Below are 23,245 nucleotides of genomic sequence, written 5' to 3'. Positions count from 1 at the left end.
AGACAGCGACGTTTTTAATCATAGGGATTTGATCCATGTCTTTGCACGCTCTACGTACGTTTGCCGCTCTCACTCTGCTTGCCTGCCTTACCCTCACCGGCTGTGCCCACGTCCAACCTCCTGTGCCGCTTGATGCTCAATTCTGGGATGCCAAGGAGCCGACTATCGGCGTGGCGATTACCGTGGTTCCGGAGCCGACGCTGGCGTTGACCGGCAACCAGGGACTGCTCGATTTCGCTATCAATAAGGGCGTTAACAGCAAACTCACTGACAATGTCGAAAAATGGCAAGTGCGCGATCTCAACACCCTGCCGGATGTGATCGTGGCCAAGTTGCAGGCTAAGGGCTTCAAGGCCAAGCGGATCAACGAGCCAGTCGATCTGAAAACCTACAAGGAAGTCAGTTTTCGTGAAGGTTACACGGTCCGCGACCTGACACCGATCAAAGGTGCTTACGGTGTTGATCGTCTGTTGCTGGTGAACGTGTTCACCACTGGCGCCACCCGCAGCTACTACAGCATCGTGCCCACCAGCGTGCCGATGGCGCAGATCAGTGGCCAAGGCATGGTGGTTGATCTGGCCGACAATAAACTGCTGTGGTTCAAGCCTTTTACCGCTGTGCAAGCGGCGCAGGGCGAGTGGGATGAGCCGAACTACGCCAACTTGTCCAACGCCTTCTACCAGGCAATGGACAATAGCCGTCAGCAAATGATCACCCCGTTCGAGCAATGAAAACTCCGAGGGTTGTGGCCAGCACGCTTGTCGTGCTGATGCTCGCCGGTTGTGCGCAGAAACCAGCCCCGCAGGCTGGTTTCAAAGCTCAGGAAGCGCTGCCTTATGTCCAGGCGCATGGGCTTAAGGTGGACCTGCAGTTGCCGCAAGCGTTTGTCGGTGCCAGCACCGTGATCGATTCCAAGGACGCGCTGAAAGCCGCGTCGTCGAGTCAAAACCTGATGCAAAACTCCGGCAACACAGCAGGGCTTGCGGGTTTGCTGGTGGCCAGCCTGATCAACACTCAGATGGGCAGCGGCAGCTTGCAGCGCGATGCGGAAAAGTCTGCGTTGAAGGATTCCCAGCCGATGGCTGACTTGCTGTCGGGCGTGCCGTTGCAGGAGCGTTTGCAAAATCGCTATCAGCAGGCATCGAAATCGGCAGGGCTCAAGCAGGGTGAAGGGCAGGTCACCGCACGATTGGTGATCGAACCCAAATTGATGCTCACCCCGGACCGTGGCAGCTTTGTGCTGGTCAATCAGGTGCAGGTTCAGGACATCGCCGGCACGGCGCTGTATCGCATGCGCATCGAAGTGGTCAGCCAGCCGATTCGTCGCTGTGGCAAACAGTGCATCGACGACGGCAGCCTGGAGTTGGCGAAGGTCACGGCGGTACTCGACGAGTGTATCGAGGAGTCCATGCGCGTGCTGGCCGCCGACCTGATGCAGCCGGCACCTCCCGAGGCCGCCCAGGAAACCTTGCGTTATGTTCTGGACGGCCAGCGAGTGGTCGAGCGCGGTTATCAGTTGGCCAACAACGGTAACTACTGGCGGTATCGCAATCTCTACGGTGCGGTGAAATCAGTGCCGGTTCCGTTTGAAGACGCGTTGTCGCAGGCTCAGTTGCAGAAGGTTTACGGGCAGTAATCGTAGGGACGAGCGTGCTCGTTCCTAAAGGTCTTTAGCGCACGATCTTGTCCACATGAATTCCCAGTTTTTTCAGTCGATACCAGAAGCTGCGCTCTGAGATTCCGATCAGTTGCGCCGCTGCTGCCTGCACGCCATTGCTCTGTGCCAGGGCGGCGAGGATGTAGGCCTTTTCGACTTCGGCCAGGGCGGCTTCAAGGTCGGCTGGCACGTTGCCTTCGGTGACCATGGCGCTGCTGGTTTGGCTTGTGGCAGCGAATAGATAGGCCGGTAGGTCTTCTTCTTCAATCACTGAACCCGAAGCGACGATCGTGGCGCGTTCGACGCAGTTCTGCAGTTCGCGAATGTTGCCCGGCCACGAATACACGGCCATGGCCTGGAGCGCTTCAGCACTGAAACCGGTAAAACGTTTGCCGGCCGTGGCGCCCAGTGTGTGGGCGAAATGACGGGCCAACGGCGCGATGTCTTCGACGCGTTCACGCAGCGCGGGCAGCGGAATCGGGAATACATTGAGGCGGTAATAAAGATCCTCGCGAAACTCCTTGTTGGCCACCGCTTCCAGCAAGTTCTTGTTGGTCGCGGCGATAACCCGTACATCGACCTTGCGCTCGCGCGGGTCACCCACGGGCTCGATCACCCGTTCCTGCAATGCGCGCAAAATCTTGGCTTGCAGTGCCAGCGGCATTTCGCCGATTTCATCGAGAAACAGCGTGCCCTTGTCTGCCTGCATGAAGCGCCCGACGCGGTCGGCGACGGCGCCGGTAAACGCGCCTTTGCGGTGGCCGAACATTTCGCTTTCCAGCAAGCCTTCGGGGATCGCCGCACAGTTCACCGCGACAAACGGTTTGTCGGCGCGGTTGCCGTGTTTGTGGATAGCACGTGCGACCATTTCCTTGCCGGTACCGCTTTCGCCGGTCAGCAGAATCGTGGCGTTGCTTTCGCGTACCGAGTCGATGGCGTGCAGCACCCGCCGGAAATTCGGGCTGTCGCCAATCAGGCTCTCTATCTGCTGATGCTCGTCGAGTTCGGCGCGCATGCGCTGGTTGTCTTTGAGGATGTCGCGAAACTGCAGGGCTTTGCTGACGGTGATGTCCAGCTCGTCGATGTCAAAGGGCTTGGCAATGTAGTCGAAGGCGCCATTGCGCATTGATTGCACGGCGTTTTTCACCGTGCTGTAGGCCGTCATCACGATCACTGGCAACTGCGGGTAGCGGATTTTTATTTCTGCCAGCAATTGCGGGCCGTCCATGCCCGGCATGCGCCAGTCGCTGATGACCAGGTCAATGTCTTCGGACTCCAGCACCTTCAACGCATGCAAGCCATTGCCGGCCGTAAAGACCTGAATGCCATTTTGACTCAGCGCCGACGTCAGCAGGTCGCAGAGCTTGGGTTCGTCGTCGACCACCAATACGTTATGCGTCATCGCTGTTTCCGTCGAAGTCATCGCCATTGGCCGGAATGTACAGGCTGAAGGTGGCGCCGGCATCTTTTTCGCTGATGCACTCGATGCGCCCTTCGTGGTTTTCCATGATCGAGAACACCTTCGCCAGGCCCAGGCCCGTGCCCGAAGCCTTGGTGGTAACGAAGGGGGTAAATATGCGCTCCAGCATGTCGGGCTCGATGCCTTGGCCGGTATCAGCGATGCTGATCACCGTGTATTGCTTGTCGCTACTGATGCCCAAGGTCAATCGGCCGCCGTCGGGCATGGCGTCGATGGCGTTGACGATCAGGTTCAGGCCGGCCTGTTTCAATTGGCGGGCGTCGGCGTGAAAGGTCGCACCCGGCGCTTGATCGTCGATGCGCACATCAATGTTATGGCTGGCCAGTTCCGGCGCACAAAAGCCGACCAGGTCATCCACCAACGGCCTGGCCAACTGAGTCGAGCGCATGGGGGCGCTGGGTTTGGCGAAATCCAGGAAATCGGTGATCAGGTCGTTGATGCGGCTGACTTCGCTGACCACGTATTCCAGATGACGCTTGTCGGTTTCGGGCAGGTCTGCGCGTCGATGCAGCAATTGCGTGGCGGTTTTGATGATGCCCAGCGGGTTGCGAATTTCATGGGCCAGGCCCATCGCCACTTCGCCGAGTGCGTGCAAGCGGTCACGCCGACGCAACTGCGATTCAAGATGTTGCAACTCGCCAAGGCGTTCGCTCATGTGATTGAACGTGCTGCTGAGTTCAGCCAGTTCGTCGCCGCCGGACACCGGTAGGCGCTGGCGATAGTCGCCGGCAATCACCGCTTGTACACCGTTGGATAAGCCGCGCAATGGCTTGGTCAAGCGTTGCGATACCAGCCAGCCAACCGCCAGTGATGCTGCCGAGCTGAGCAGGAAAATCAGGATGAACAAGTTGCTCTGATTCACCAGGCCGACCAGGCTGGTGTGGCGCAGCAGCCCGCTGAAAATCACGCCTTGAAGCTCACCATTTTCGTTGAGAATTGGCCGATAGATACCGCTGTAGCGGTTGGTGAACTGTTCAATGGGCTCTTTGGTCAGGCGCAAGGTTCGCTCGATGCTTTCCGGCACCTGCAACGGGTGATCCTCGAAGCGTTGTGTGGAAAAAATCTCCGAGAAGTCATCAGCCTTGGCCAGGTACAGGCGCAGATCAAGGGAGTGCACATCCGCGACGCTGGTGAGGAAGCTGCTGTCGAGGTAGGTGGCGATGATCATTTTGTAATCAACGCCGGCTTGCTCGGTTTCGAAAGTCGAGACCACGGTGCCGGTGGCCACTCCGCCCACTTGCAGCGTCTGCAACACGGCTTTCGGCTCGGTGCTGATCTGGCGAACGACGTCATCGGCCGCGGTGCTGAACACCACTTTGTGATCGCTGCTGCGCACCAGCGCCACCACATCGATGCCCATGGAGTCGGCGATGTCGGCGGTCAGTTTGTCGTGCTTGGTGGACAGGCGATCGGTGGGAGGGCGCGTGTAGCGCAGGAACAATTGCGCGACCCGGGCGTTGTCGCGGAGGATTTCGCTGATTTCGTCCTCGACGATCTTGGTCGACTCCTGCAGCCAGATACGCACGTTGCTGTCGAAAATCTGCGAAAGCGTCGTGGCCGCCAATTCGGCAGCGATCATGGTCGGGATCACGCTGACCATCCAGAACGCCAGCACCAGTTTGCGTTGCAAGCTCCAGCCCGAGAGGGCAAAGGGTCGGGCGGTGGTGCGTGAGTCTTTGATCATATGCTTCGCTTATTGCAGCTCGCTGATCGCGGCAGCCATGGAAGGGTCGGAACGGTCCGGTCGGATAAACATTTTCACCACGCGCAGCAGCCTGTCGAGCATGCGATTGCGGTGACGGAAAAACAACGTGTTGCCGGTAAATGAGCAACCCAGCCGCAGCTTACTGGCATAGCCGGCCTGGCCGCACGCATAGTTCTTGATACCGTGTTCAATACAGTAGTCGACATTGGCCAGCCAGCTACGCATGTATAGATTGTGCTGGCGCGTTTTGGCCAGGTCGTGGGCAAAAAACTTGTCCACCAGTTGCTGCTCATCCAGCAGCACCAGATTAAAGGCGACCAACTCTTCACCGATCCAGTACAGCACGCACGCAGCGCGTTCATCGAGGTGGGCCAGCACTTCTCGAAAATACCCTGCAGGCAAACATTCGAACGCAAGGTCACTGCGCGCCAGTGTTGCTTCGTAGAGCGGCATCATGCTCGGCAGTAAATCGTCGACCGAACGTCGCCATTCAATTCGCGGACCTTGCCCACGCAATGTACGGCGCAGGTCTTTGCGCGTCGATTTGCCCAGTGTGCCGAGGTACGCATCCACGGTGCCGAAACTGATCGGTAATTCGGCACTCGGCAGCCCTGGCATGCTTTGCAGTCCGTAGTCCTGGCACACCTGCAGCCACTGCGGGTCACGGTGAGAAGCATCCTTGACCGCCAACAAGCCAATACCCGATTGGTTGGCGTCGGCGCGGGCCAGGTCGAGTATTTGCCGAAGCAGCAGCGGGCGTCGGGGGCTATCGACCGGGCACAAAGTGCCGACGTGGCATTGCTCGGCCACCGGTGAACCGAGGGCGTACAAACGAACTTCAAGCAGCTTGGGCCACCACCGACGTAGCTTTTCGGTGATGCGTTTCCCAACGCCTTGAACCGTGGTGTCCAGCGAATAGGCAGTTGTGAAGGCCACCGCCGCCGCAATCAGTACATCGTTCTCGTAGAGCGCCAGGTAGCGCCAGTGAAAGTCTGCAATACCTGCCTGTTCCACGGCGCGGTAGTAATCCCAGTCCTCCAGCTCAGTGGGGAAGCAGTCATTCCAGGCACCGCGGTCGATGGCCTCTATCGTCGAAAAGGCGAGGGCAGTGATCACGTCGTTTCCTTGTTTACGCCAGCTGCCGATATTCCTGGCGCAGGGGTTGCGGGGCGGTTGGCTGTTGCATGAAGCGGTGCTGAATGAAGTCAGTACTCAACTCCACCACCCGCCGGTATTGCAGGTCGACGGTGATCATGTGATAGCAATCGTCGAGCAGGATTTTCACCACTGGCCCACCCAATTTGCGCTCCACGTAATCGGCGTTCCAGACGCTGGTGATGTCGTCCTCGCTTGAATGCAGAACCAGCGCTTGAGTGGTGATCTGCGGCATGCGCTTTTTCACCGCCGCCACCAGTCGATGCAGTTCCCGAACGCTGACCCCAGACATTGTCAGCAATCCGGCATTGCTGCTTTCGCCGGCCTTCATCTGCCGTTCGACGATGGCGCGCAAGCGCTGGTCCTTGATGCCGTATGGCGACTTCTCGTTGAAACGGCACAGGTGTACGCCGAATGGAATCGACATGACCAGACTGCTCAACTTCGCCACCCACGGCATGTTCCAGCCGTCGTAACGCAACGTGGTCGAATACAGCAGCAAGCCTTCGATTTGCCCTGGGTGCTCGGCAGCCAGGTACATCGACAGCACGGCGCCCATCGACAAACCACCGACGAACGCTTTTTCGTGTTTGCGGCGTACACCGACAAACGTATTGCGCGCGCTTTCGTACCAGTCTCGCCAGCCAGTGGCTTGCAAGTCGGCGTTGTTCCCGCAATGGCCGGCCAGGGTTGGCACGTAGACCGTGCACCCCGCCTTGGCCAGGCCCATGGCCACCCGACGTAATTCCGTCGGGGTGCCGGTGAGGCCGTGGATCAACAACACCGCGACCTCGCCTGAGCCGAGAACGAAACCGGCGCTGCCTTCGCCCATGTCGATCTCGTGATCACTCATCGTTTCATGGCCCGGTGCAGCAGACGGTCGAGGAGGGCGATACCGAGGTCGATTTCCGGGTAGCTGATTTCCAGCGACGGCGCCAAGGTGATCACGTTCTTGTAGTAACCGCCGACGTCGAGAATCAGACCGAGGCGTTTGCCGTCGATTTCGATGTCGCCTTTCATGCCTTCGTCGACCATGAAGTCCAGGGTTGCCTTGTCTGGCGTGAAGCCATCCGGGCCGCAGATTTCGCAACGCAGTGCCAGGCCCAGACCGTCGACATCGCCGATGATCGGGTAGCGTTTCTGCAAGTCTTTCAGGCCTTCAAGGAAGTATTTGCCCTTGGCCATGACCATCGCGCCGTAGTCGACTTCGCTGGTCATCTTGAACATTTCAAGGCCGACTGCAGTGCCCAACGGGTTGGAGGCGAAGGTGGAGTGGGTCGAACCCGGCGGGAAGATTTTCGGGTTGATCAGCTCTTCTTTGGCCCAGATGCCGCCCAATGGGTTGAGGCCGTTGGTGAGTGCCTTGCCGAAGACGATGATGTCGGGTTTGACGTCAAAGTGTTCGATCGACCACAACTTACCGGTGCGCCAGAAGCCCATCTGGATTTCGTCGACCACCATCAGAATGCCGTGCTGGTCCAGCACGTGCTTGAGTTCGCTGTAGAAGTTCATCGGTGGAATCACGTAGCCGCCAGTGCCCTGAATCGGCTCGACGTAGAACGCTGCGTATTCGCTCTGGCCGACTTTCGGGTCCCAGACACCGTTGTATTCAGTCTCGAACAGGCGAGCGAATTGCTGCACGCAATGGCTGCCATATTCTTCTTTGGTCATGCCTTTGGGGCCACGGAAGTGATACGGGAACGGAATGAAATTGGCACGCTCGCCGAAGTGACCGTAGCGGCGGCGATAGCGGTAGCTGGAGGTGATCGACGAAGCGCCAAGGGTACGGCCGTGATAACCACCCTCGAAGGCGAACATCAGGCTTTTGCCATTGGTGGCGTTACGCACCACTTTCAACGAGTCTTCGATGGACTGCGAACCGCCGACGTTGAAGTGCACCCGGCCGTCGAGGCCGAACTTTTTCTTCGCATCAACGGCGATCATTTCCGACAGCTCGATCTTGCCTTTATGCAGGTACTGGCTGGCAATTTGCGGCAGGGTATCGATCTGCTGCTTCAGTGCATTGTTCAAGCGCGGATTGGCGTAGCCGAAGTTGACGGCCGAGTACCACATTTGCAGGTCGAGGTAAGCCTGGTCTTCGGTGTCCCAAACATACGAGCCTTCGCAACGGCTGAAGATACGTGGCGGGTCGATGTAGTGAACGGTGTCGCCGTAGGAGCAATATTTGGCTTCTTTTTCCAGAAGAACCTGGTCTTCCGCGGTAGCGATTCGAATATCAGACATGATGGAAAAGTTCCTGTGTTTCTACGTTGAAAGAGGTGGCATTGGCGGCACTTGCGTTTGGCAGTTTGGCCAGCAAGGCTGGGAGTTCGGCGAAGCTGTCGAAGCGAGCGAAGGCGATGCCGTTGCGCTCGCAGTGCTCGGCCAGGCGATCCTTGGCGAACACGAAATCGGCGGTAGCGGCTACGCACATGTCGGACTGGCCATCACCGATCACCAACACACGTTTGGTGCTGGGTGTGGATTTGCATTTGCAGTTGCCGGAAGCGGCGCGGCAGGCGTCGCTGGAATACGGGAAGTCGATGCGCCAGCTGTTGTGGTCAAGCTGACGCAGGCGGTTGGCGAGGATCGGCAACAGGCTGACGTAGTTGCGCGCCAGAATTCGTGCGATGCCTTGCTCGATGCCATCGCTGACCACTTCCAGCGATGCACCGAGGCCGATCACGTGGTCGACGAAGTCGGGGAAGTCGGGGTCGATTTCGATGGTGTCGAAGAAACCGAGCAATTCGTTCGGTGTGGCCTTGACCAGCGAGAGCTGGCGACTGAGGCACTCACGGGAACCGATATTGCCGGCCAGCCACTCGTTTTCGATTGCCTCCCAGCTTGGGTCGGCGAAACGCTGGAGGATGCTGTCGATCACGTCGGTGCGGGTAATGGTCCCGTCGAAATCACACACGATATGCCAGTCATTCATCTCTAGTACCTATTGGGCAGGAGGCGCTGTTTGCGCTTGCCAAAGGGTAGAGCAGGGACTGTGCCAATCGTGTTTGGCCCCGTATTGCTGGAGGTTTCTCGGCAAAACGTATCGACCAAGCTACAATTTTTGTAGGTTGCTACAAACAACATGAGTGCTTGCGCGTTGGCCGGGGTTTGCGAGTTGATGCGCGCATGTCTAGATAAGGAATCGCCTCATGTCGAGGATCAACATTGCTCTATTCGCCGTACTGGCCTGTCTGTCGGGCAGTGTTTTAGCGGACGGTATCACCGGTGAGGCGGGCCTTGGCATCAGCTATCAGCCTCACGATCCGACGGGTAGCCGTTATGAAACCCGCCCGGTGCCCTACCTCGATCTGGACTGGGGCGATGTCAGCCTCAGTACTGACGACGGCCTGACCTGGGACGCTTTCAAGTCGAACGGCTTCAGCGCCGGCCCGTTTGTGAATTACCTGCCGGGACGCACCTCCAACGGCAACCTGCAAGGTTTGCGTGATGTGCCGGACATGGGTGAAATCGGCGGTTTTGTGCAGTACGCACCGGCTGATTTCTGGCGCGTGTTTGCCTCTGTCGGCCAGGCAGTGGGCGGCCGGGGAGGTCAGGGCGGAGCACTGGGGCGGGTCGGTGGGGAACTCGGTTATCCAATGGGTGGCGGGGTGATTGGCAGCAGTAACCTGACCGCACAATTCGCCGATGCCCGGCAAAACCAGACGTATTTCGGGGTCGATGACAATGAATCCCTGGCGTCCGGAATTCGCCCGTACAACGCCGGCGGCGGCTTGCAGAAGGTGGCGCTGACCCAGAGTTTCGAGTTTCCCTTGTCGCGGCAATGGTCGTTGTTGACCAGCGCCAGTTGGACTCACCTGACCGGTTCGGCGGCGGACAGCAGCATCGTCAAAGCCGTCGGCGACACCCATCAAGGCGAAGTGCAGGCGGCCGTTGCCTACAAGTTCGATTAAAAACGGTAGACGCGAGCTGGCTCATGATTTTTTGAAGACTGGTCTGCTGTTTGCAATAGCCATTTAGAACCCACTCTTTCAGGAAGTTCTTCATGGCTCGCCCTGCTTACCGTCTGCTGGCTCATTCGCTATGGGACCTGATTCCCATCGCATTGGGCGTCGCCCATTTCGTGTGTGTTGTCTGGCTGGTATCGGCCTTCCACGACCTGTCCTGGTGGGCCTTTGTGCCGTTGGCACTGTGCTATGCGATCAGCTTGTCGTGGAGCATCAACAGCATTTCCCACAACCAGATTCATAACGCCTATTTCACCCCTCTCTGGATGAATCGCGCGTTTGATCTGCTGCTGTCGATCACCATCGGTTTTTCGCAAACCCTGTACCGCGATATCCACAACCATCATCACCGCGGTAATTCGGATTTACCGAACGCGGACGGCAAAACCATCGATCCGTTGTCCATTTACCTGCGCGGCAAAAACGGTCAGCCAGAGAACCCTTGGGCGTATACCTTCCTCAGTTTTTTTCGCGACGACCCGAAACCGATCTACCAGGAAATGCAGCGCAAGCGGCCCGACGATGCACGCTGGGTGAAAGTGGAAATCTACGTGACGGTGGCGTTCTACCTGGCACTCGCCTGCTTCAACTGGCAAGCGGTGCTGGTGTTGTTGCCGTTCTGGTATTTGGGTCAGGCACTGTCTTCGCTCAATGGTTACTACGAGCACTTTGGCGGCAACCCCAACTTGCCTATTGCCTGGGGCGTGAGTGCCTACAGCCCGCTGTATAACCTGCTGTGGATGAACAATGGGTATCACGCCGAGCATCACTATCGGCCGAAAATGCACTGGACGCAGGTCAAGGCGTACCACCGGCAGATCGCTCGGCAGCAACGTGAGGCGGGGGTAAAGGATATTCCACTGGCGCACGGGTTGGGGTTTCTGGTGGCTCACCGCAAAGACAACACTTAAACCCTGTATATGCAGTAGCGGCCGAGCCTCGGGCCGCTACTGCGGTTGCTTGAACTTCAGGCTTCGTTACCCTCGGCCAGCAGCGCGATTCCGACCATGATCACTGCCACGCCCGCCCAGTGCAGCCAACTGATGTGCTCGCCCAGCCCCAGCCATGACCCCAGCAGTACGCCGACGAACACCAATGAGCTAAGCGGGAATGCCAGCGACAAGCTGCTACGGCGCAGTATCAGCATCCACACGAAGAACGCCCCGAAGTAACAGGCAATCGCAACCAACACGCCGGGCGACACCGCCACGGCTTGCAGCCATTGCCAGGTGAAATCCATTTGCCCCAACTGGTCACCGCCCACTTTGGTGGCAATCTGACCGCCACTTTCCAAAATGATCAGCAGTGCCCACAGCACCACTGTGCCCAGACGTCCGTGTAGCCAATCCATCGTGCGGTTCCTTTGCAGGGTCAATTGAGAGTCATGCATAGCCGACACACACGAGCATCACGCCCGCCGTAATGACCATTGTTCCGAGCCAGCGACGCCGGCTGACGGTCTCGTTGAGAATCAGCTTTCCGGCCAGCACCACCCCGCAATACGCCAGCGCAGCGGCAGGGAATAGCAGGCTCAACGGTGCGCGGGACAAGGCTTCGAGCCATATGAAAAACTCGATCACGTAGGCGCCGATGCCGCACCACAACAGGGGTGCGTTAAACACCTGGCCCCAGAATGCATTCAGGCGAAAGCCGCCCTCGAGTTCGGGCAAGCGATCCAGCCCGAGTTTGAAACAGAGCTGGCCGATGACGTCCAGCACGATGGAAAACGCCACCAGCACAATCACGGTGAAGGTCATGGGAACAGCTCCTCGAACAGTTCGATCAACGCCTGATTGGTCGCCGAATTACGCAGCAGATCAGCGTCGCTCCAGCGCTCCGCGGGCGGTTGATCGGATTTGGCTTCCCAGCGCTTGAAGGCATTGCTGAACGCAGGCCTTGCGAACTCGCCGCAGATGTCGATGCCAAGGATTCGTTTACTCGCCGCCAGCAGCCGTATCGCTTGCAGCAAATGAGTGAGACGCATGCCGCCCTGATCCCAGTTGGTGGCGGCGTCTTCGCTAGCCAGTACATCTTTGTCGATGGTGATCCACACCGCCTCGGTGGGCAGGCTGGCAATCATCTGCTGCAGGAACACCGGCCAGTCCAGATCGGCCAGGTTGCGCCAGTGCAGCAGGTTTTCCTGCTGCTGGTGGCCCGCGCCGTCGCCGACTCGGCCCCAGACTTTCGAGGGCGGATGTTGCCATGGGAACAGTTGCAATACCCCACGCTTGAGCGCGCCGAGATTGCCCCCTTTGATTTGCGGATTTTGCAGGTCATCGCTGCACGGGCCGAGCGTGACGATACGTTTGATGTTCGGCAGTTTCAGGGCCTGGTTGACCCATGACCCACAATGTCTGCGGGGCGCCAGATGCACCCAGTCAGGGTGATTGTCAAAGTGGATAAGGCTTGTCGGTTCTGGCAGGTCGGCCAGGAATGCCGGGGTCAAATGGTGATAATCACCAGAGCCGACAAAGAAAATTTGCGGTTTCGAATCATCCTCGCGGGGGTGTTTTTGCAGGCGCTCGGTGAAACGGCGAAACGTGCGCTCGCTGGACCAAAGCCGCAGTTTCGGACCGAGATCCAGCAGGTCCAGACGTTTGGCACGGCCGCTGTCGAGCAGGCGTGTGATGCACGCCTGATCTGTCAGGCTGTGGTCGAGATCTAATATGTTCAAGGTCAGGATTCACCCTTGGTAGACCTCCCAGACACCGGGTTCATCACTCATGAGCACCGGCCGAGGGGCTTGAAGGGGTAAATGCAAGGGCCGGGCCAGCTACCGGCGATGGCGTCCTCGTGATCGCCATCACCGGCAAGCCGGTTTCCTACAGGATTTGTGTTGGTGACATCAATTTCGGCATCACCGCCGAACCGTAGGAGCCTGGCTTGCCAGCGATGGCGTCTTTGAAATCGCCGTCACCGGCCAGCCGGTTTCCTACAGGATTTGTGTTGGCGACATCAATTTCGGCATCACCGCCGAACCGTAGGAGCCTGGCTTGCCAGCGATGGCGTCTTTGAAATCGCCATCACCGGCCAGCCGGTTTCCTACAGAATTTGTGTTGGTGACATCAATTTCGGCGGCACCACTGAACCGTAGGAGCCTGGCTTGCCAGCGATGGCGTTTTTGAAATCGCCATCATCGGCAAGCCGGTTTCCTACAGGATTGGTGTTGGTGACATCAATTTCGGCATCACCGCCGAACCGTAGGAGCCTGGCTTGCCAGCGATGGCGTCTTTGAAATCGCCATCACCGGCAGCCAGTTTCCTACAAAAGGTGTGCGAGCTTCTTTGGGCTTGTGTGTGCGGAGTAAGGGAGTTGTCAGGCCTGAAAGCGCAGCCAGACCATCACCAGCAGCGTCGCGGCGATCAACCAGGCCACTGCTGCCACCGCCAGCGAGGCCTCCAGGCGCAGGCGGTCGACCATCACATACAACGTCGCCAGGTAAATGAAATACGGAATGATCGACCACATGCCAAACACGATAGTGGTCTTTAAATCATCCACCGAGCGGCCCTTGCCGACGATGTAATGCGCGATCAGTGCGAAGGTTGGAAACAACGGCACCAGGCCCGCGATGTAGTAGTTTTTGGTCTTCGCCAGCGCAGCAAGGATCAACACCACTGCGGCGCCCAGCGTTGCTTTCAGAATCAGGTCCATCAGTGGCTCAACCCGTACTTCTTCACTTTATCGAACAGTGTGGTCTTGGCCATGCCCAGTTCCAGGCTGGCCTGGGTCAGGTTGCCGCCACTGCGCTGCAAGGCGTCGCCGAGCAAGTTACGTTCGAATGCTTCTACCGCTTCGGCGAATGCCAGCCCTTGATTACTGCTGCTGGTGCCGGACTTCTTGAAGGCTGGCAGGCCGAGCGCAAAGCGTTCGGCGACGTTACGCAGTTCGCGCACGTTGCCCGGCCAATCGTGGCTCATCAGGTTCGACAAGGTTTGATTGTCCAGCTGCGGTACCTCACGGTCGAAACGCAAAGCGGACTGCTGTAGAAAATGTTCGAACAATTGCAGGATGTCTTCGCGACGTTCGCGCAGCGGCGGTAATTCCAGGGTCACGACGTTCAGCCGGTAATACAGGTCGCTACGAAATTCGCCGGCCTTGCTCGATTCATCGAGATCGGATTTGGTGGCCGCGATCACCCGACAATCCACCGCCACGCTCTGGTTCGAGCCGAGGCGTTCCAAGGTTCGTTCCTGCAACACGCGCAATAATTTGATCTGCAAGGGCAGCGGCATGCTTTCCACTTCGTCGAGGAACAATGTGCCGCCGTCAGCGTGTTCGATTTTGCCGATGCGTCGTTTGCCGGCGCCGGTGAACGCATTGGCTTCGTGGCCGAAGATTTCACTTTCGAACAGGTTTTCTGGCAAACCACCGCAATTGAGTGCAACGAATTGCTTGGTGTGCCGGCGACTGAAGTCGTGCAAGCAACGCGCTACCAACTCTTTACCGGTGCCGGTTTCGCCTTCGATCAAGACGTTGGCCGAGGTGTCCGCGACGTTGGCGATCAATTCGCGCAGGTTTTGCATGGCCGGCGAACGCCCAATGATCCGGCCTTCAAGCGAATCACGCTCTGCCAGTTGCCGACGCAAAGACGACACTTCCCGCGCGAGGCTGCGTTGTTCCAGCGCGCGTCGGGCGACGTCTACCAGGCGCTCGGGCGAAAACGGTTTTTCCATGAAGTCGTAAGCGCCTTTTTGCATCGCGCCAACGGCCATCGAAATGTCGCCGTGGCCGGTAATCAGCACCACCGGCAGGCTGCGGTCACGGGCCTTGAGCCGGGTCAGCAGTTCCAGGCCATCAATGCCCGGCAGGCGGATGTCGCTGATGACAATACCGGCAAAGTTGTCGCCAACGCGTTCCAGCGCTTCTTCGGCACTGCCAACGCCAACGCAGGGAATATCTTCCAGGGTTAACGCTTGCTGACAGCCGAGCAACACATGAGGGTCGTCTTCGACGATCAGCACACTTAGGTCGTTGTTCATATTGGCTCGGCGAGAGAGGGGCTTACCAACGGTAAACTGAGGATGAAAGTGGTACCACCGCCGGCCGGGTGTTCGACCCCCAGGTTCCCGCCAGTGGCAGCGGCCAGGCTCGCTGACAACGTCAGACCGAGGCCCAGGCCTTGTTCACCGGGTTTGGTGGTAAAGAACGGTTCGAAAAGATGTTTGCGCGCTTCATCGTCGATGCCATGGCCGTTATCGCGAACCCGGAGCCGATACTTGTCATCGAGTATTTCACCTTCCAGCCACAGTTCCGGCGACGGCTGTGCTTGCATGGCATCCAGTGCATTACCGATCAGGTTGACCAGGATCTGTTCCAGGCGGGTTTGATCGATCTGCACCTGAACGTCGGCATGGTGGCGGTGCAGTTGCAGTTGTGCGCTTTCCACACGACTGCCCAGCAGTTGCAGCGCCGCGTCAACGGCTTTGCCCAGGCTGGCCTGACCTTTGTCGTCGCCGCGACGAGCGAACGAGCGCAGGCTGGCGGTGATCCGGCCCATGCGATCGATCAGTTCATTAATGGTTTTAAGGTTGGTGCTGGCGACATCCAACTGGCCACGTTCCAAAAAGCGCACGGTATTGCCGGACAAGGTCCGAAGCGCCGCCAGGGGCTGGTTTAGTTCGTGGGCAATGCTGGTGGACATCTGGCCTATGGCAGCCAGTTTTCCGGCCTGAACCAATTCGTCCTGAGCGCGGCGCAGGGTTTCTTCGGCCTGGCGGCGCTCGCGAATCTGGCTTTTCAGGCGTTCGTTGCTGGCACGCAGGTCAGTGGTGCGTTCGGTAATCCGACGCTCCAGCTGATTGTTGGCTTCCTGCAAGGCTTCCCGGGCCGCGAGGCGGGTGGCGATCACCTTGCGCCGCTCATTCCAGGCGATCAACAGAAACGCCACGAGGGCAAAAGCCACGGCCACCAGAATTCCCTGGTTGATGGCTTCGCGGCGCAGGTCCTGTAGCGGCGTCAACAGGGTGAAATTCCACGGTGTGTCACTGAGAGGACGGGTTTGGGCCAGATAGCTGATGTCTTCCTGGTCCGACTCGACTTCGCTGTTGGCGGGGAAGGTCAGTTTTTCCACACCTTCGGCCAGGGTTTCGCGTGCAAGAGGTTGCAGTTCGTTGAGTGGAAACCAGTAGTACTGAAGACTGCGGGCGAGTTTTTCCTTGGTCTTTTCGCTCAGCGGCACCACCGACTTCAACCGGCGCGCGGGATCGCTGGACAGGATGATGATGCCGTTTTCATCGCTGACGAATGCTTCCAGACGGGCGCGTTGCCAGCGCTCTTCCATGGCTTCGAGACGCACCTTGACCACCGCCACGCCGATGATCTTGCCGCGTTCTTCCAGGCCATGAGCGAGGTAATAACCGGGCTCGCCGCTTGTACTGCCGATGCCGTAGAAGCGTCCCGGCTGTCCGCGAATGGCATTCTGAAAGTAGGCGCGAAACGAAAGGTCTTCACCGAGGTAACTGTCGACATCGCGCCAGTTGCTGGTAGCAACGACGCGGCCGGTGGTGTCCATTACATAAATGGCTCGACTGCGGCTGCGCCGGTTCAAGCCTTCAAGATAATCATTGACCGTTTGCCGATGCTCCGGCGACGGGTCGGCCAGCAGCTTGGAAACACTCGATTCGAGTTCCAGCAAGCTGGGCAGGTAGGTGTATTTGTTGATCTCACTTTCGACGGCGCGGGCGTGCAGTTCGAGCTGACGCTGGCCGTTCTCGCTGAGGCTGCGTATGCCGTAGTGCTCACTGACCCAATAGCCGATGTAACCCAACCCGATCATCAGCGCGATGACCAGCGGCGGCAGGAACAGATGGCGAATCAGACGGGGTTTCACGGCGAGTGATGGCGGCGCGGCGCGATAAAGAGTGGGGTCGCATTTCATCACAGATGCCTTGGGTCAACCACAACACTTGTTTGTGAATCACCGCTGGTTTGTAGGTGGGCTCTCATTGTCAGGCAACCCGCCCCCCGCAGATGGGGAGCGGGTGTGGTGCTATTAATGCTGCAGAATCTTCTCGAGGAAATGCTGCGCGCGTTCGGAGCGGGCGCTGATGTCGCCGAAGAACTCTTCTTTCGGACAGTCTTCGATGATTTTGCCCTGGTCCATGAAGATCACCCGATCGGCCACCTTGCGGGCGAAGCCCATTTCGTGGGTAACGCACATCATGGTCATGCCTTCGTGAGCCAACTGCACCATCACGTCGAGTACTTCGTTAACCATTTCCGGGTCGAGCGCGGAGGTCGGTTCGTCGAACAGCATGACGATCGGGTCCATCGCCAGCGCACGGGCAATCGCCACGCGTTGTTGCTGACCACCGGAAAGTTGACCCGGATGCTTGTGGGCGTGAGCGGAAAGGCCCACGCGCTCCAGCAATTGCAGGCCTTTTTTAGTGGCTTCATCCTGGCTGCGGCCCAACACCTTGATCTGCGCGATGGTCAGGTTCTCGGTGATGGTCAGGTGCGGGAACAGCTCGAAATGCTGGAACACCATGCCCACGCGTGAGCGCAGTTTCGGCAGGTTGGTCTTCGGGTCGGCGATGGAGGTGCCATCAACTACCACGTCACCTTTCTGGAACGGTTCCAGGGCGTTGACGCACTTGATCAGGGTGGATTTGCCCGAGCCGGAGGGCCCGCACACCACGATCACTTCGCCTTTTTTAACCTCGGTGCTGCAATCGGTCAGCACCTGGAAGTCGCCATACCACTTGTTGATATTCTTGATAGAGATCATACGGCAAACCTTTTTTGCAGACGCTTGACCAGCAGCGAGGCGGAAAAGCTGATGATGAAGTAGACGACACCGGCGAAGATCAGGAACTCATTGGAGCGGCCAATGATGTCGCCGTTGGAGCGGGCGGAGTTGAGGAAGTCCACCAGGCCCACGGTGTACACCAGCGAGGTGTCCTGGAACAGGATGATCGACTGTTGCAGCAGCAACGGGGTCATCTTGCGGAACGCCTGGGGCAGGATGATCAGGCGCATGGTCTGGCCATATGTCATGCCCATCGCTTGTGCGGCGGCCATCTGCCCTTTAGGGATCGACTGCACACCGGCCCGCACGATTTCACAGAAGTACGCGGCCTCGAACATCATGAAGGCCACGACGCAGGAGGTGAACGCTCCAATAGGCGTGTCTTCGCCGGTAATCCAGCGCAGCACGAACGGCACTGCCAGGTAGAACCAGGTAATCACCAACAGCAGTGGGATCGAGCGGAAGTAGTTCACATAAGCGCCGGCCAGACGCGACAGCAGTTTGCTGGACGACAGGCGCATCAGCGCGAGGATCGTACCCAGCACGATGCCGCCGACCACGCCCATGACCATCAATTGCAAGGTCATGACCATGCCGTTCCACAGGCCCGGGATGGCGGGGATGATGCCGCTGAAATCGAATTCCATTATTTACCCCCCACGGAGATCAGGCCGGGCACGGCGACTTTCTTCTCGACTACACGCATCAGTAGCATCAGGCTCATGTTCAGCGTGAAGTAGATCAGCGTGGCCAAGGTGAAGGCCTCAAACAGGTTGGCAGAGAACTCGGCGGTCTGTTTGGTTTGCGCCAGCAGTTCCATCAAGCCGATCAGGGACGCCACTGAGGAGTTCTTGAAGACGTTGAGGAATTCCGAGGTAAGCGGCGGAATGATGATCCGATAAGCCTGGGGCAGCAGCACGTTCCAGTAGATCTGCGGCAGCTTGAAGCCCATGGCGCGCGCAGCGGCTTCTTGGCCACGTGGCAGCGCCTGGATGCCGGTGCGCACTTGTTCGCATACGCGGGCGGCGGTGAACAAGCCCAGGCACACGACAACGCTCAGGTAGGCCGAGGTGGTCGGGTTGAGGTCTTGTTTGTACCAGTCTTGCAGGTTCTGCGGCAGCATGTCGGGTATCAGGAAATACCAGATGAACAGCTGCACCAGCAGCGGTACGTTACGAAACAGCTCCACGTAACAGGTCGCGATGCCCGATACGATGCGGTTTGGCACGGTGCGCATGACGCCGAGTACGGAGCCCAGCAGCAAGGCGATAATCCATGCCACGACGGCGATGGCGATGGTCCAGCCCAGACCTGCGATGTACCAGTCGAGATAAGTCTCGCTGCCAACGCCGGTGGACTTGAAGAACACGCCCCAGTCCCAGTTGTAATTCATTAGGGTCTCCCCTCGAGATCGATCGATGTACAAGCACCCGCTTGGGAAAGGTCCTTTCCCGCCTGACGGTGAACGTCAGGCACACGCAATCGGCTCGAAAACCGCCAGGTCGAGTGTTCCAAAATTAAAGCCAGCAGGTAGTAACAGACGCCTGAGGGGGCGTTTGCTCCCTCAGGACATAAGCTTAGTCAGGTATCAGATTTTTACGTCAGGCGCTGGCTTGTCGCTCGGAGTGGCGATCAGATCCTTTACCTTCTCGCTCATCGGGAAGTTCAGGTTCAGGCCTTTAGGTGGAATCGGGCTTTCAAACCACTTGCTGTAGATCTTGTTGATCTCGCCGGATTTGTACAGGCCGACGATAGCGTCATCCACGGCTTTCTTGAAGGCCGGGTCGTCTTTACGAACCATGCACGCGTAGGCTTCAAAGGACTGTGGAGTACCGGTGATCACCCAGTCATCCGGCTTCTTCGCCTTGGCTTCTTCGCCAGCCAGCAGGGCGTCGTCCATCATGAAGGCGACGGCGCGGCCGCTTTCCAGCATCTGGAAGGATTCGCCGTGGTCCTTGGCGGAGATAACGTTCATGCCCATCTGCTTGTCGGCGTTCATCGCTTTGATGATGCGCTCGGACGTGGTGCCGGCAGTGGTCACGACGTTCTTGCCTTTCAGGTCAGCGAAGTCGCTGTAGGACGGCTTGCCATCCTTGTCTTTCTTGACCAGCAGACGGGTGCCGATTTCGAAGATGTTGACGGTGAAGTCGACTTGCTGGGCGCGTTCAGTGTTGTTGGTGGTGGAACCGCACTCGATGTCCGCGGTGCCGTTCTGGATCAGCGGAATACGGGTTTGCGAGGTGACCAGGTTGTACTTGGTCTTCAGATCGGGTTTGTTCAGGTCTTTTTTCAGGGCTTCAACGATAGCCAGCTGAATGTCGTGGGAGTAGCCAACCGGTTTGCCCGAACCATCCGCGATATAGGAAAACGGAATGGAGCTGTCGCGGTGAGCAAGAGTGATCGTGCCGGAGTCGTTGATTTTCTTCAGTGTGCCGGTGAGCTCGGCAGCAAAAACTGGAGTTGTAATCAGAGCGGCAGCAATGGCTGCGCCCAGGATGTGGGGAACGATACGCATCAAATTTTCCTCGACATTGTTTTTTTTATGGAGCCAGTTCACCGGCCCTTTTGTGCTTCGATTACCTGAAAGCCCTGAAAGTTCGACTGGGCAAGCAATCGTCCAAGAGTGTAGAGCATGAGTCGTGCCAGTCCAGAATGAATAGTTCAAGCCATTGTTTTATAAGAATAATAAAAATAAAAAGGGTATTTGAGGATGGCGAATAATCCGGTTTACCGAATCGGATAGTAGTTGATGTTCGGAAAACCGAATGAAATAACGGGAGAGCGATCTGACGCCAAGCCACCTGCAAAAAAGCCCCTGAATTTTTCAATTCAGAGGCTCTGTTCAACCGCTTTGCCTGTCAGGCCGCTTCGGTTTTGCGACGATTGTGTTCGACCTTGCTCAAGTAATCCTCAAGCTTGAGCTGCTCTTGAGCTGTGGTGAACAACCCAAGTTTGCTGCGACGCCACAGAATATCGTGGCCGGCGGTGGCCCATTCTTCGCGGCACAGATAATCGACTTCGCGGGTGTAGAGTCCGCCACCGATGTGTTCGCCCATGTCGGCGAGGTCATTCACGCCTTCAAGCATGCGCCATGTGCGGCTGCCATACGTGGTGGCCCAGCGACGAGCGATTTCGGTCGGTACCCAGTCATGCCGGTCGCGGATCAGGGCACACAAGGCTTGCGGCGTAGTCATGTCTTCACCGCCAGGCAACGTGGCGCTAGCGGTCCAGGCAGGCTTCATGTGCGTGAAATACGGTGCCAGTTGCGCCAGGGCAGACTCGGCCAGTTTACGGTAGGTGGTCAGCTTGCCACCGAACACCGACAACAGGGGGGCTTCTTCTTTCTTGCCCGACAGCGCAAGCGTGTAATCGCGAGTAACGGCCGACGGGTTGTCGGATTCGTCGTTGCACAAGGGGCGTACGCCAGAATAGCTGTGCAGGATATCGTCGCGGCTGATCTGTTTTTTGAAGTGCGCGTTCACGACTTTCAGCAGGTAGTCGGTTTCGCCTTCGGTGATCGCAACGGCCGCCGGGTCACCGGTGTACTCGCGGTCGGTGGTGCCGATCAGGGTGAAATGGTTCAGGTATGGAATGGTGAAGACGATACGCTGATCTTCGTTTTGAAGAATATGCGCGTTCTCACCTTCGTAGAGTTTTGGCACGATCAAGTGGCTGCCCTGGATCAGACGGATGCCGTAAGGCGATTCCATCTTCAGGTCATCACGAATGAATTTGGCGACCCACGGGCCGGCGGCGTTGACCAGTGCTTTGGCGCGAATCGAAAACAGGCTGCCATCGGCCCGTTCAAGGTGCAGATGCCACAAACCTTTGGTTCGATGAGCGCTGACACAACGAGTTTGAGTGTGAACGTGGGCACCCTTTTCGCGGGCCGCCATGGCGTTCAATACCACCAGTCGTGCATCGTCTACCCAGCAATCCGAATACTCAAAACCTTTGGTTATTTCGCTTTTCAGAGGGCTGTCCGGGCCGAACTTCAGGCTTTTCGAACCTTCCAGTTTTTCCCGTTTGCCAAGGTTGTCATACAGGAACAATCCTGCGCGGATCATCCAGGCAGGACGCAGATGCGGACGATGCGGCAATACAAAACGCATCTGCTTGACGATGTGCGGAGCTTTGGCCAACAGCACTTCGCGTTCGGCCAAGGCTTCACGTACCAAGCGGAATTCGTAATGTTCGAGGTAGCGTAGGCCGCCGTGGATCAATTTGCTGCTGGCCGAAGAGGTGTGGCTGGCCAGATCATCTTTTTCACAAAGAAATACCGAAAGACCGCGACCGGCGGCATCCGCTGCTATGCCGACGCCATTGATCCCGCCGCCAATGACGGCAATATCGTAGACCTCGGCGAGTGGGGGCGTAGGCAAGTTAGAAGTGGGCATCGGCTGGCCTCGGAATTTTGAAATTCTGTATTGGAATTCGAACATTAATGTTCATTTGCGAAAATATTAGCCCATAAAGGCGCGCACAGCCAGTCCACTTCGATTGAAAAAACTCATCGAAGGGCCGAGAAAGGAAAATTTACGAACATTTGCGCGCAGGTCGCGCTGGCTTTTTTGGCGCGGGAGCTTGCTCAGCCTGGACTGTGAAGCAGCCTGGAAACCGGCAGGTGAACTACTTCAGAAGGGGTATCGGGTCTGATTTGCGTCTGCTTCGCAGTCGACCGGCGCGAGCACGCTCCCTCGCCAGAGGGAGCACGTTGGTTTTGAACGTGAGTTAAACCACTTCCAGCCGAATCTTGTGCTGGCTTAACAGCTGCGCCAGCGCGGGCACCGGTTGCTGGTCGGTGACCAGGCAATCGATCAGGCTGATCGGCCCCAGGCGAATCATGGCGTTGCGCCCGAATTTGCTGGAGTCGGCGGCCAATATCACTTGCCGCGCATTGGCGATGATTGCTTGCGACACCCGCACTTCCTGGTAGTCGAAATCCAGCAGGCTGCCGTCCTCATCTATACCGCTGATGCCCACCAGCGCGAAGTCGACCTTGAACTGATTGATGAAGTCAACGCTGGCCTGTCCGACCACGCCGCCATCACGCCGCACAGTCCCTCCGGTCAACAATACGTCGAAGTCGTCCTTGGCGCTGAGCATCGACGCGACGTGCAGGTTGTTGGTGATGATTTTCAGATGGCTGTGATTAAGCAGTGCCCGCGCAATGGACTCGGTGGTGGTGCCGATGTTGATGAACAGCGAGGCATGATCGGGGATCTGGGCGGCAATGGCTTCACCGATACGCTGTTTCTCATCGCGCATCTGGTCTGCGCGCATGGCGTAGGCGGTATTTTCGACGCTGGAATCGTAGGCTGCGCCGCCATGGTAGCGACGCAATAAATTAGCTTCCGCGAGCTGATTGATGTCGCGGCGAATAGTCTGCGGGGTAACGACGAACAGCGTAGCCATTTCCTCGATGCTGACGTAGCCGCGTTCGCGGACCAGTTCGAGAATTTGCTGCTGACGGGGAGGCAGATTCATGGGGCTTCCTTTGGGCTGCCGTGCAAAATTTGCCCATGATGCC

At 57.9% G+C, this 23,245-nt stretch carries 22 protein-coding genes; 4 read left to right on the top strand and 18 right to left on the bottom strand.

Translation table 11 applies throughout. The features are described from left to right. Nucleotides 1-35: 35 nt before the first annotated feature. Nucleotides 36-731 carry a hypothetical protein gene (locus ACQR3R_RS21030; RefSeq protein ID WP_428274938.1) on the top strand — a complete coding sequence of 232 codons (696 nt, stop codon included), beginning with the start codon at nucleotides 36-38 and terminating at the stop codon, nucleotides 729-731. After that, entirely contained in the window at nucleotides 728-1,636 is a 909-nt protein-coding gene (locus tag ACQR3R_RS21025) for a hypothetical protein (protein ID WP_428274936.1), read from the top strand. The genes ACQR3R_RS21030 and ACQR3R_RS21025 overlap by 4 nt, the downstream gene beginning before the upstream one ends. A gap of 34 nt (nucleotides 1,637-1,670) precedes the next feature. Here ACQR3R_RS21025 and ACQR3R_RS21020 read toward each other — a convergent pair whose 3' ends face one another. Genes ACQR3R_RS21020 through ACQR3R_RS20995 form a run of 6 tightly spaced genes read right to left on the bottom strand, consistent with a single transcriptional unit; the run spans nucleotide 1,671 to nucleotide 8,932 of the window. After that, the gene (locus ACQR3R_RS21020; RefSeq protein WP_428274934.1) at nucleotides 1,671-3,059 is read right to left on the bottom strand and encodes a sigma 54-interacting transcriptional regulator; all 1,389 of its coding nucleotides are present in this window, start codon (nucleotides 3,057-3,059) and stop codon (nucleotides 1,671-1,673) included. Next, a complete protein-coding gene (locus ACQR3R_RS21015; RefSeq protein WP_428274932.1) occupies nucleotides 3,049-4,821 on the bottom strand; it encodes an ATP-binding protein in 1,773 nt (590 codons plus the stop codon). Before ACQR3R_RS21015 ends, ACQR3R_RS21020 begins: the two co-directional genes overlap by 11 nt. Before the next feature lie 9 nt (nucleotides 4,822-4,830). Next, nucleotides 4,831-5,958, bottom strand: coding sequence for a GNAT family N-acetyltransferase (locus ACQR3R_RS21010; protein ID WP_428274930.1), 1,128 nt, complete (start codon nucleotides 5,956-5,958; stop codon nucleotides 4,831-4,833). Nucleotides 5,959-5,971: 13 nt separating this feature from the next. Then, a complete protein-coding gene (locus ACQR3R_RS21005; RefSeq protein ID WP_428274928.1) occupies nucleotides 5,972-6,850 on the bottom strand; it encodes an alpha/beta fold hydrolase in 879 nt (292 codons plus the stop codon). Next, nucleotides 6,847-8,241 carry an aminotransferase class III-fold pyridoxal phosphate-dependent enzyme gene (locus tag ACQR3R_RS21000; protein WP_428274926.1) on the bottom strand — a complete coding sequence of 465 codons (1,395 nt, stop codon included), beginning with the start codon at nucleotides 8,239-8,241 and terminating at the stop codon, nucleotides 6,847-6,849. Before ACQR3R_RS21000 ends, ACQR3R_RS21005 begins: the two co-directional genes overlap by 4 nt. Then, the gene (locus ACQR3R_RS20995) at nucleotides 8,234-8,932 is read right to left on the bottom strand and encodes an HAD-IB family phosphatase (protein WP_428274924.1); all 699 of its coding nucleotides are present in this window, start codon (nucleotides 8,930-8,932) and stop codon (nucleotides 8,234-8,236) included. Before ACQR3R_RS20995 ends, ACQR3R_RS21000 begins: the two co-directional genes overlap by 8 nt. A gap of 217 nt (nucleotides 8,933-9,149) precedes the next feature. Between ACQR3R_RS20995 and ACQR3R_RS20990 the strand changes: the two genes are divergently transcribed. Together ACQR3R_RS20990 and ACQR3R_RS20985 are read left to right on the top strand one after the other, a co-directional pair. Beyond that, nucleotides 9,150-9,911 carry a MipA/OmpV family protein gene (locus ACQR3R_RS20990; protein ID WP_428274922.1) on the top strand — a complete coding sequence of 254 codons (762 nt, stop codon included), beginning with the start codon at nucleotides 9,150-9,152 and terminating at the stop codon, nucleotides 9,909-9,911. A 92-nt stretch (nucleotides 9,912-10,003) separates the two neighbouring features. Continuing rightward, nucleotides 10,004-10,876, top strand: coding sequence for a fatty acid desaturase (locus ACQR3R_RS20985; RefSeq protein WP_428274920.1), 873 nt, complete (start codon nucleotides 10,004-10,006; stop codon nucleotides 10,874-10,876). A gap of 56 nt (nucleotides 10,877-10,932) precedes the next feature. Here ACQR3R_RS20985 and ACQR3R_RS20980 read toward each other — a convergent pair whose 3' ends face one another. The 12 genes from ACQR3R_RS20980 to ACQR3R_RS20925 all read right to left on the bottom strand — a co-directional run bounded on the left by ACQR3R_RS20980 (nucleotide 10,933) and on the right by ACQR3R_RS20925 (nucleotide 23,202). Next, nucleotides 10,933-11,316, bottom strand: a complete 384-nt coding sequence (locus ACQR3R_RS20980; RefSeq protein WP_428274918.1) for an EamA family transporter — start codon at nucleotides 11,314-11,316, stop codon at nucleotides 10,933-10,935. A gap of 31 nt (nucleotides 11,317-11,347) precedes the next feature. After that, nucleotides 11,348-11,722, bottom strand: a complete 375-nt coding sequence (locus ACQR3R_RS20975) for an EamA family transporter (protein ID WP_428274916.1) — start codon at nucleotides 11,720-11,722, stop codon at nucleotides 11,348-11,350. Further along, nucleotides 11,719-12,639, bottom strand: a complete 921-nt coding sequence (locus tag ACQR3R_RS20970; RefSeq protein ID WP_428274914.1) for a hypothetical protein — start codon at nucleotides 12,637-12,639, stop codon at nucleotides 11,719-11,721. The genes ACQR3R_RS20975 and ACQR3R_RS20970 overlap by 4 nt, the downstream gene beginning before the upstream one ends. A 641-nt stretch (nucleotides 12,640-13,280) precedes the next feature. After that, complete coding sequence (locus ACQR3R_RS20965) at nucleotides 13,281-13,619, bottom strand: GlpM family protein (protein WP_428274912.1); 339 nt, start codon at nucleotides 13,617-13,619, stop codon at nucleotides 13,281-13,283. Continuing rightward, the gene (locus ACQR3R_RS20960; RefSeq protein ID WP_428274910.1) at nucleotides 13,619-14,947 is read right to left on the bottom strand and encodes a two-component response regulator AauR; all 1,329 of its coding nucleotides are present in this window, start codon (nucleotides 14,945-14,947) and stop codon (nucleotides 13,619-13,621) included. The genes ACQR3R_RS20965 and ACQR3R_RS20960 overlap by 1 nt, the downstream gene beginning before the upstream one ends. Next, entirely contained in the window at nucleotides 14,944-16,845 is a 1,902-nt protein-coding gene (locus ACQR3R_RS20955; RefSeq protein ID WP_428274908.1) for a two-component sensor histidine kinase AauS, read from the bottom strand. Before ACQR3R_RS20955 ends, ACQR3R_RS20960 begins: the two co-directional genes overlap by 4 nt. A 114-nt stretch (nucleotides 16,846-16,959) precedes the next feature. Then, the gene (locus ACQR3R_RS20950) at nucleotides 16,960-17,694 is read right to left on the bottom strand and encodes an ATP-binding cassette domain-containing protein (protein WP_428274906.1); all 735 of its coding nucleotides are present in this window, start codon (nucleotides 17,692-17,694) and stop codon (nucleotides 16,960-16,962) included. Then, nucleotides 17,691-18,362: an amino acid ABC transporter permease gene (locus ACQR3R_RS20945; protein ID WP_046384547.1), complete on the bottom strand. Its 672-nt coding sequence runs from the start codon at nucleotides 18,360-18,362 to the stop codon at nucleotides 17,691-17,693. Before ACQR3R_RS20945 ends, ACQR3R_RS20950 begins: the two co-directional genes overlap by 4 nt. Continuing rightward, complete coding sequence (locus ACQR3R_RS20940; protein WP_428274904.1) at nucleotides 18,362-19,108, bottom strand: ABC transporter permease subunit; 747 nt, start codon at nucleotides 19,106-19,108, stop codon at nucleotides 18,362-18,364. Before ACQR3R_RS20940 ends, ACQR3R_RS20945 begins: the two co-directional genes overlap by 1 nt. A 195-nt stretch (nucleotides 19,109-19,303) precedes the next feature. Next, a complete protein-coding gene (locus ACQR3R_RS20935; RefSeq protein WP_428274902.1) occupies nucleotides 19,304-20,230 on the bottom strand; it encodes a glutamate/aspartate ABC transporter substrate-binding protein in 927 nt (308 codons plus the stop codon). Nucleotides 20,231-20,573: 343 nt separating this feature from the next. Beyond that, nucleotides 20,574-22,112, bottom strand: a complete 1,539-nt coding sequence (gene glpD, locus ACQR3R_RS20930; RefSeq protein ID WP_428274900.1) for a glycerol-3-phosphate dehydrogenase — start codon at nucleotides 22,110-22,112, stop codon at nucleotides 20,574-20,576. A 334-nt stretch (nucleotides 22,113-22,446) separates the two neighbouring features. Then, a complete protein-coding gene (locus ACQR3R_RS20925) occupies nucleotides 22,447-23,202 on the bottom strand; it encodes a DeoR/GlpR family transcriptional regulator (protein ID WP_428274898.1) in 756 nt (251 codons plus the stop codon). Between the last annotated feature and the right edge of the window lie 43 nt (nucleotides 23,203-23,245).

Origin of the sequence: Gordonia sp. IEGM753, from assembly GCF_050321825.1 — a bacterium.
In the GTDB taxonomy this organism is placed as follows: Bacteria; Pseudomonadota; Gammaproteobacteria; order Pseudomonadales; family Pseudomonadaceae; genus Aquipseudomonas.
Note: the sequence above shows the minus strand (reverse complement) of the source record. Positions and strands in the feature narration are given on the sequence as shown.

What these genes read in the sequence shown, in the direction of transcription:
- ACQR3R_RS20975 (WP_428274916.1), bottom strand. Translation starts at nt 11,722, where the DNA reads ATGACCTTCACCGTGATTGTGCTGGTGGCGTTTTCCATCGTGCTGGAC.
- ACQR3R_RS20980 (WP_428274918.1), bottom strand. Translation starts at nt 11,316, where the DNA reads ATGGATTGGCTACACGGACGTCTGGGCACAGTGGTGCTGTGGGCACTG.
- ACQR3R_RS20985 (WP_428274920.1), top strand. Translation starts at nt 10,004, where the DNA reads ATGGCTCGCCCTGCTTACCGTCTGCTGGCTCATTCGCTATGGGACCTG.
- ACQR3R_RS21015 (WP_428274932.1), bottom strand. Translation starts at nt 4,821, where the DNA reads ATGATCAAAGACTCACGCACCACCGCCCGACCCTTTGCCCTCTCGGGC.
- ACQR3R_RS20965 (WP_428274912.1), bottom strand. Translation starts at nt 13,619, where the DNA reads ATGGACCTGATTCTGAAAGCAACGCTGGGCGCCGCAGTGGTGTTGATC.
- ACQR3R_RS21000 (WP_428274926.1), bottom strand. Translation starts at nt 8,241, where the DNA reads ATGTCTGATATTCGAATCGCTACCGCGGAAGACCAGGTTCTTCTGGAA.
- ACQR3R_RS20995 (WP_428274924.1), bottom strand. Translation starts at nt 8,932, where the DNA reads ATGAATGACTGGCATATCGTGTGTGATTTCGACGGGACCATTACCCGC.
- ACQR3R_RS20925 (WP_428274898.1), bottom strand. Translation starts at nt 23,202, where the DNA reads ATGAATCTGCCTCCCCGTCAGCAGCAAATTCTCGAACTGGTCCGCGAA.
- ACQR3R_RS21005 (WP_428274928.1), bottom strand. Translation starts at nt 6,850, where the DNA reads ATGAGTGATCACGAGATCGACATGGGCGAAGGCAGCGCCGGTTTCGTT.
- ACQR3R_RS20950 (WP_428274906.1), bottom strand. Translation starts at nt 17,694, where the DNA reads ATGATCTCTATCAAGAATATCAACAAGTGGTATGGCGACTTCCAGGTG.
- ACQR3R_RS21020 (WP_428274934.1), bottom strand. Translation starts at nt 3,059, where the DNA reads ATGACGCATAACGTATTGGTGGTCGACGACGAACCCAAGCTCTGCGAC.
- ACQR3R_RS20960 (WP_428274910.1), bottom strand. Translation starts at nt 14,947, where the DNA reads ATGAACAACGACCTAAGTGTGCTGATCGTCGAAGACGACCCTCATGTG.
- glpD (WP_428274900.1), bottom strand. Translation starts at nt 22,112, where the DNA reads ATGCCCACTTCTAACTTGCCTACGCCCCCACTCGCCGAGGTCTACGAT.
- ACQR3R_RS20945 (WP_046384547.1), bottom strand. Translation starts at nt 18,362, where the DNA reads ATGGAATTCGATTTCAGCGGCATCATCCCCGCCATCCCGGGCCTGTGG.
- ACQR3R_RS21025 (WP_428274936.1), top strand. Translation starts at nt 728, where the DNA reads ATGAAAACTCCGAGGGTTGTGGCCAGCACGCTTGTCGTGCTGATGCTC.
- ACQR3R_RS20990 (WP_428274922.1), top strand. Translation starts at nt 9,150, where the DNA reads ATGTCGAGGATCAACATTGCTCTATTCGCCGTACTGGCCTGTCTGTCG.
- ACQR3R_RS20955 (WP_428274908.1), bottom strand. Translation starts at nt 16,845, where the DNA reads ATGAAATGCGACCCCACTCTTTATCGCGCCGCGCCGCCATCACTCGCC.
- ACQR3R_RS20940 (WP_428274904.1), bottom strand. Translation starts at nt 19,108, where the DNA reads ATGAATTACAACTGGGACTGGGGCGTGTTCTTCAAGTCCACCGGCGTT.
- ACQR3R_RS21030 (WP_428274938.1), top strand. Translation starts at nt 36, where the DNA reads ATGTCTTTGCACGCTCTACGTACGTTTGCCGCTCTCACTCTGCTTGCC.
- ACQR3R_RS20935 (WP_428274902.1), bottom strand. Translation starts at nt 20,230, where the DNA reads ATGCGTATCGTTCCCCACATCCTGGGCGCAGCCATTGCTGCCGCTCTG.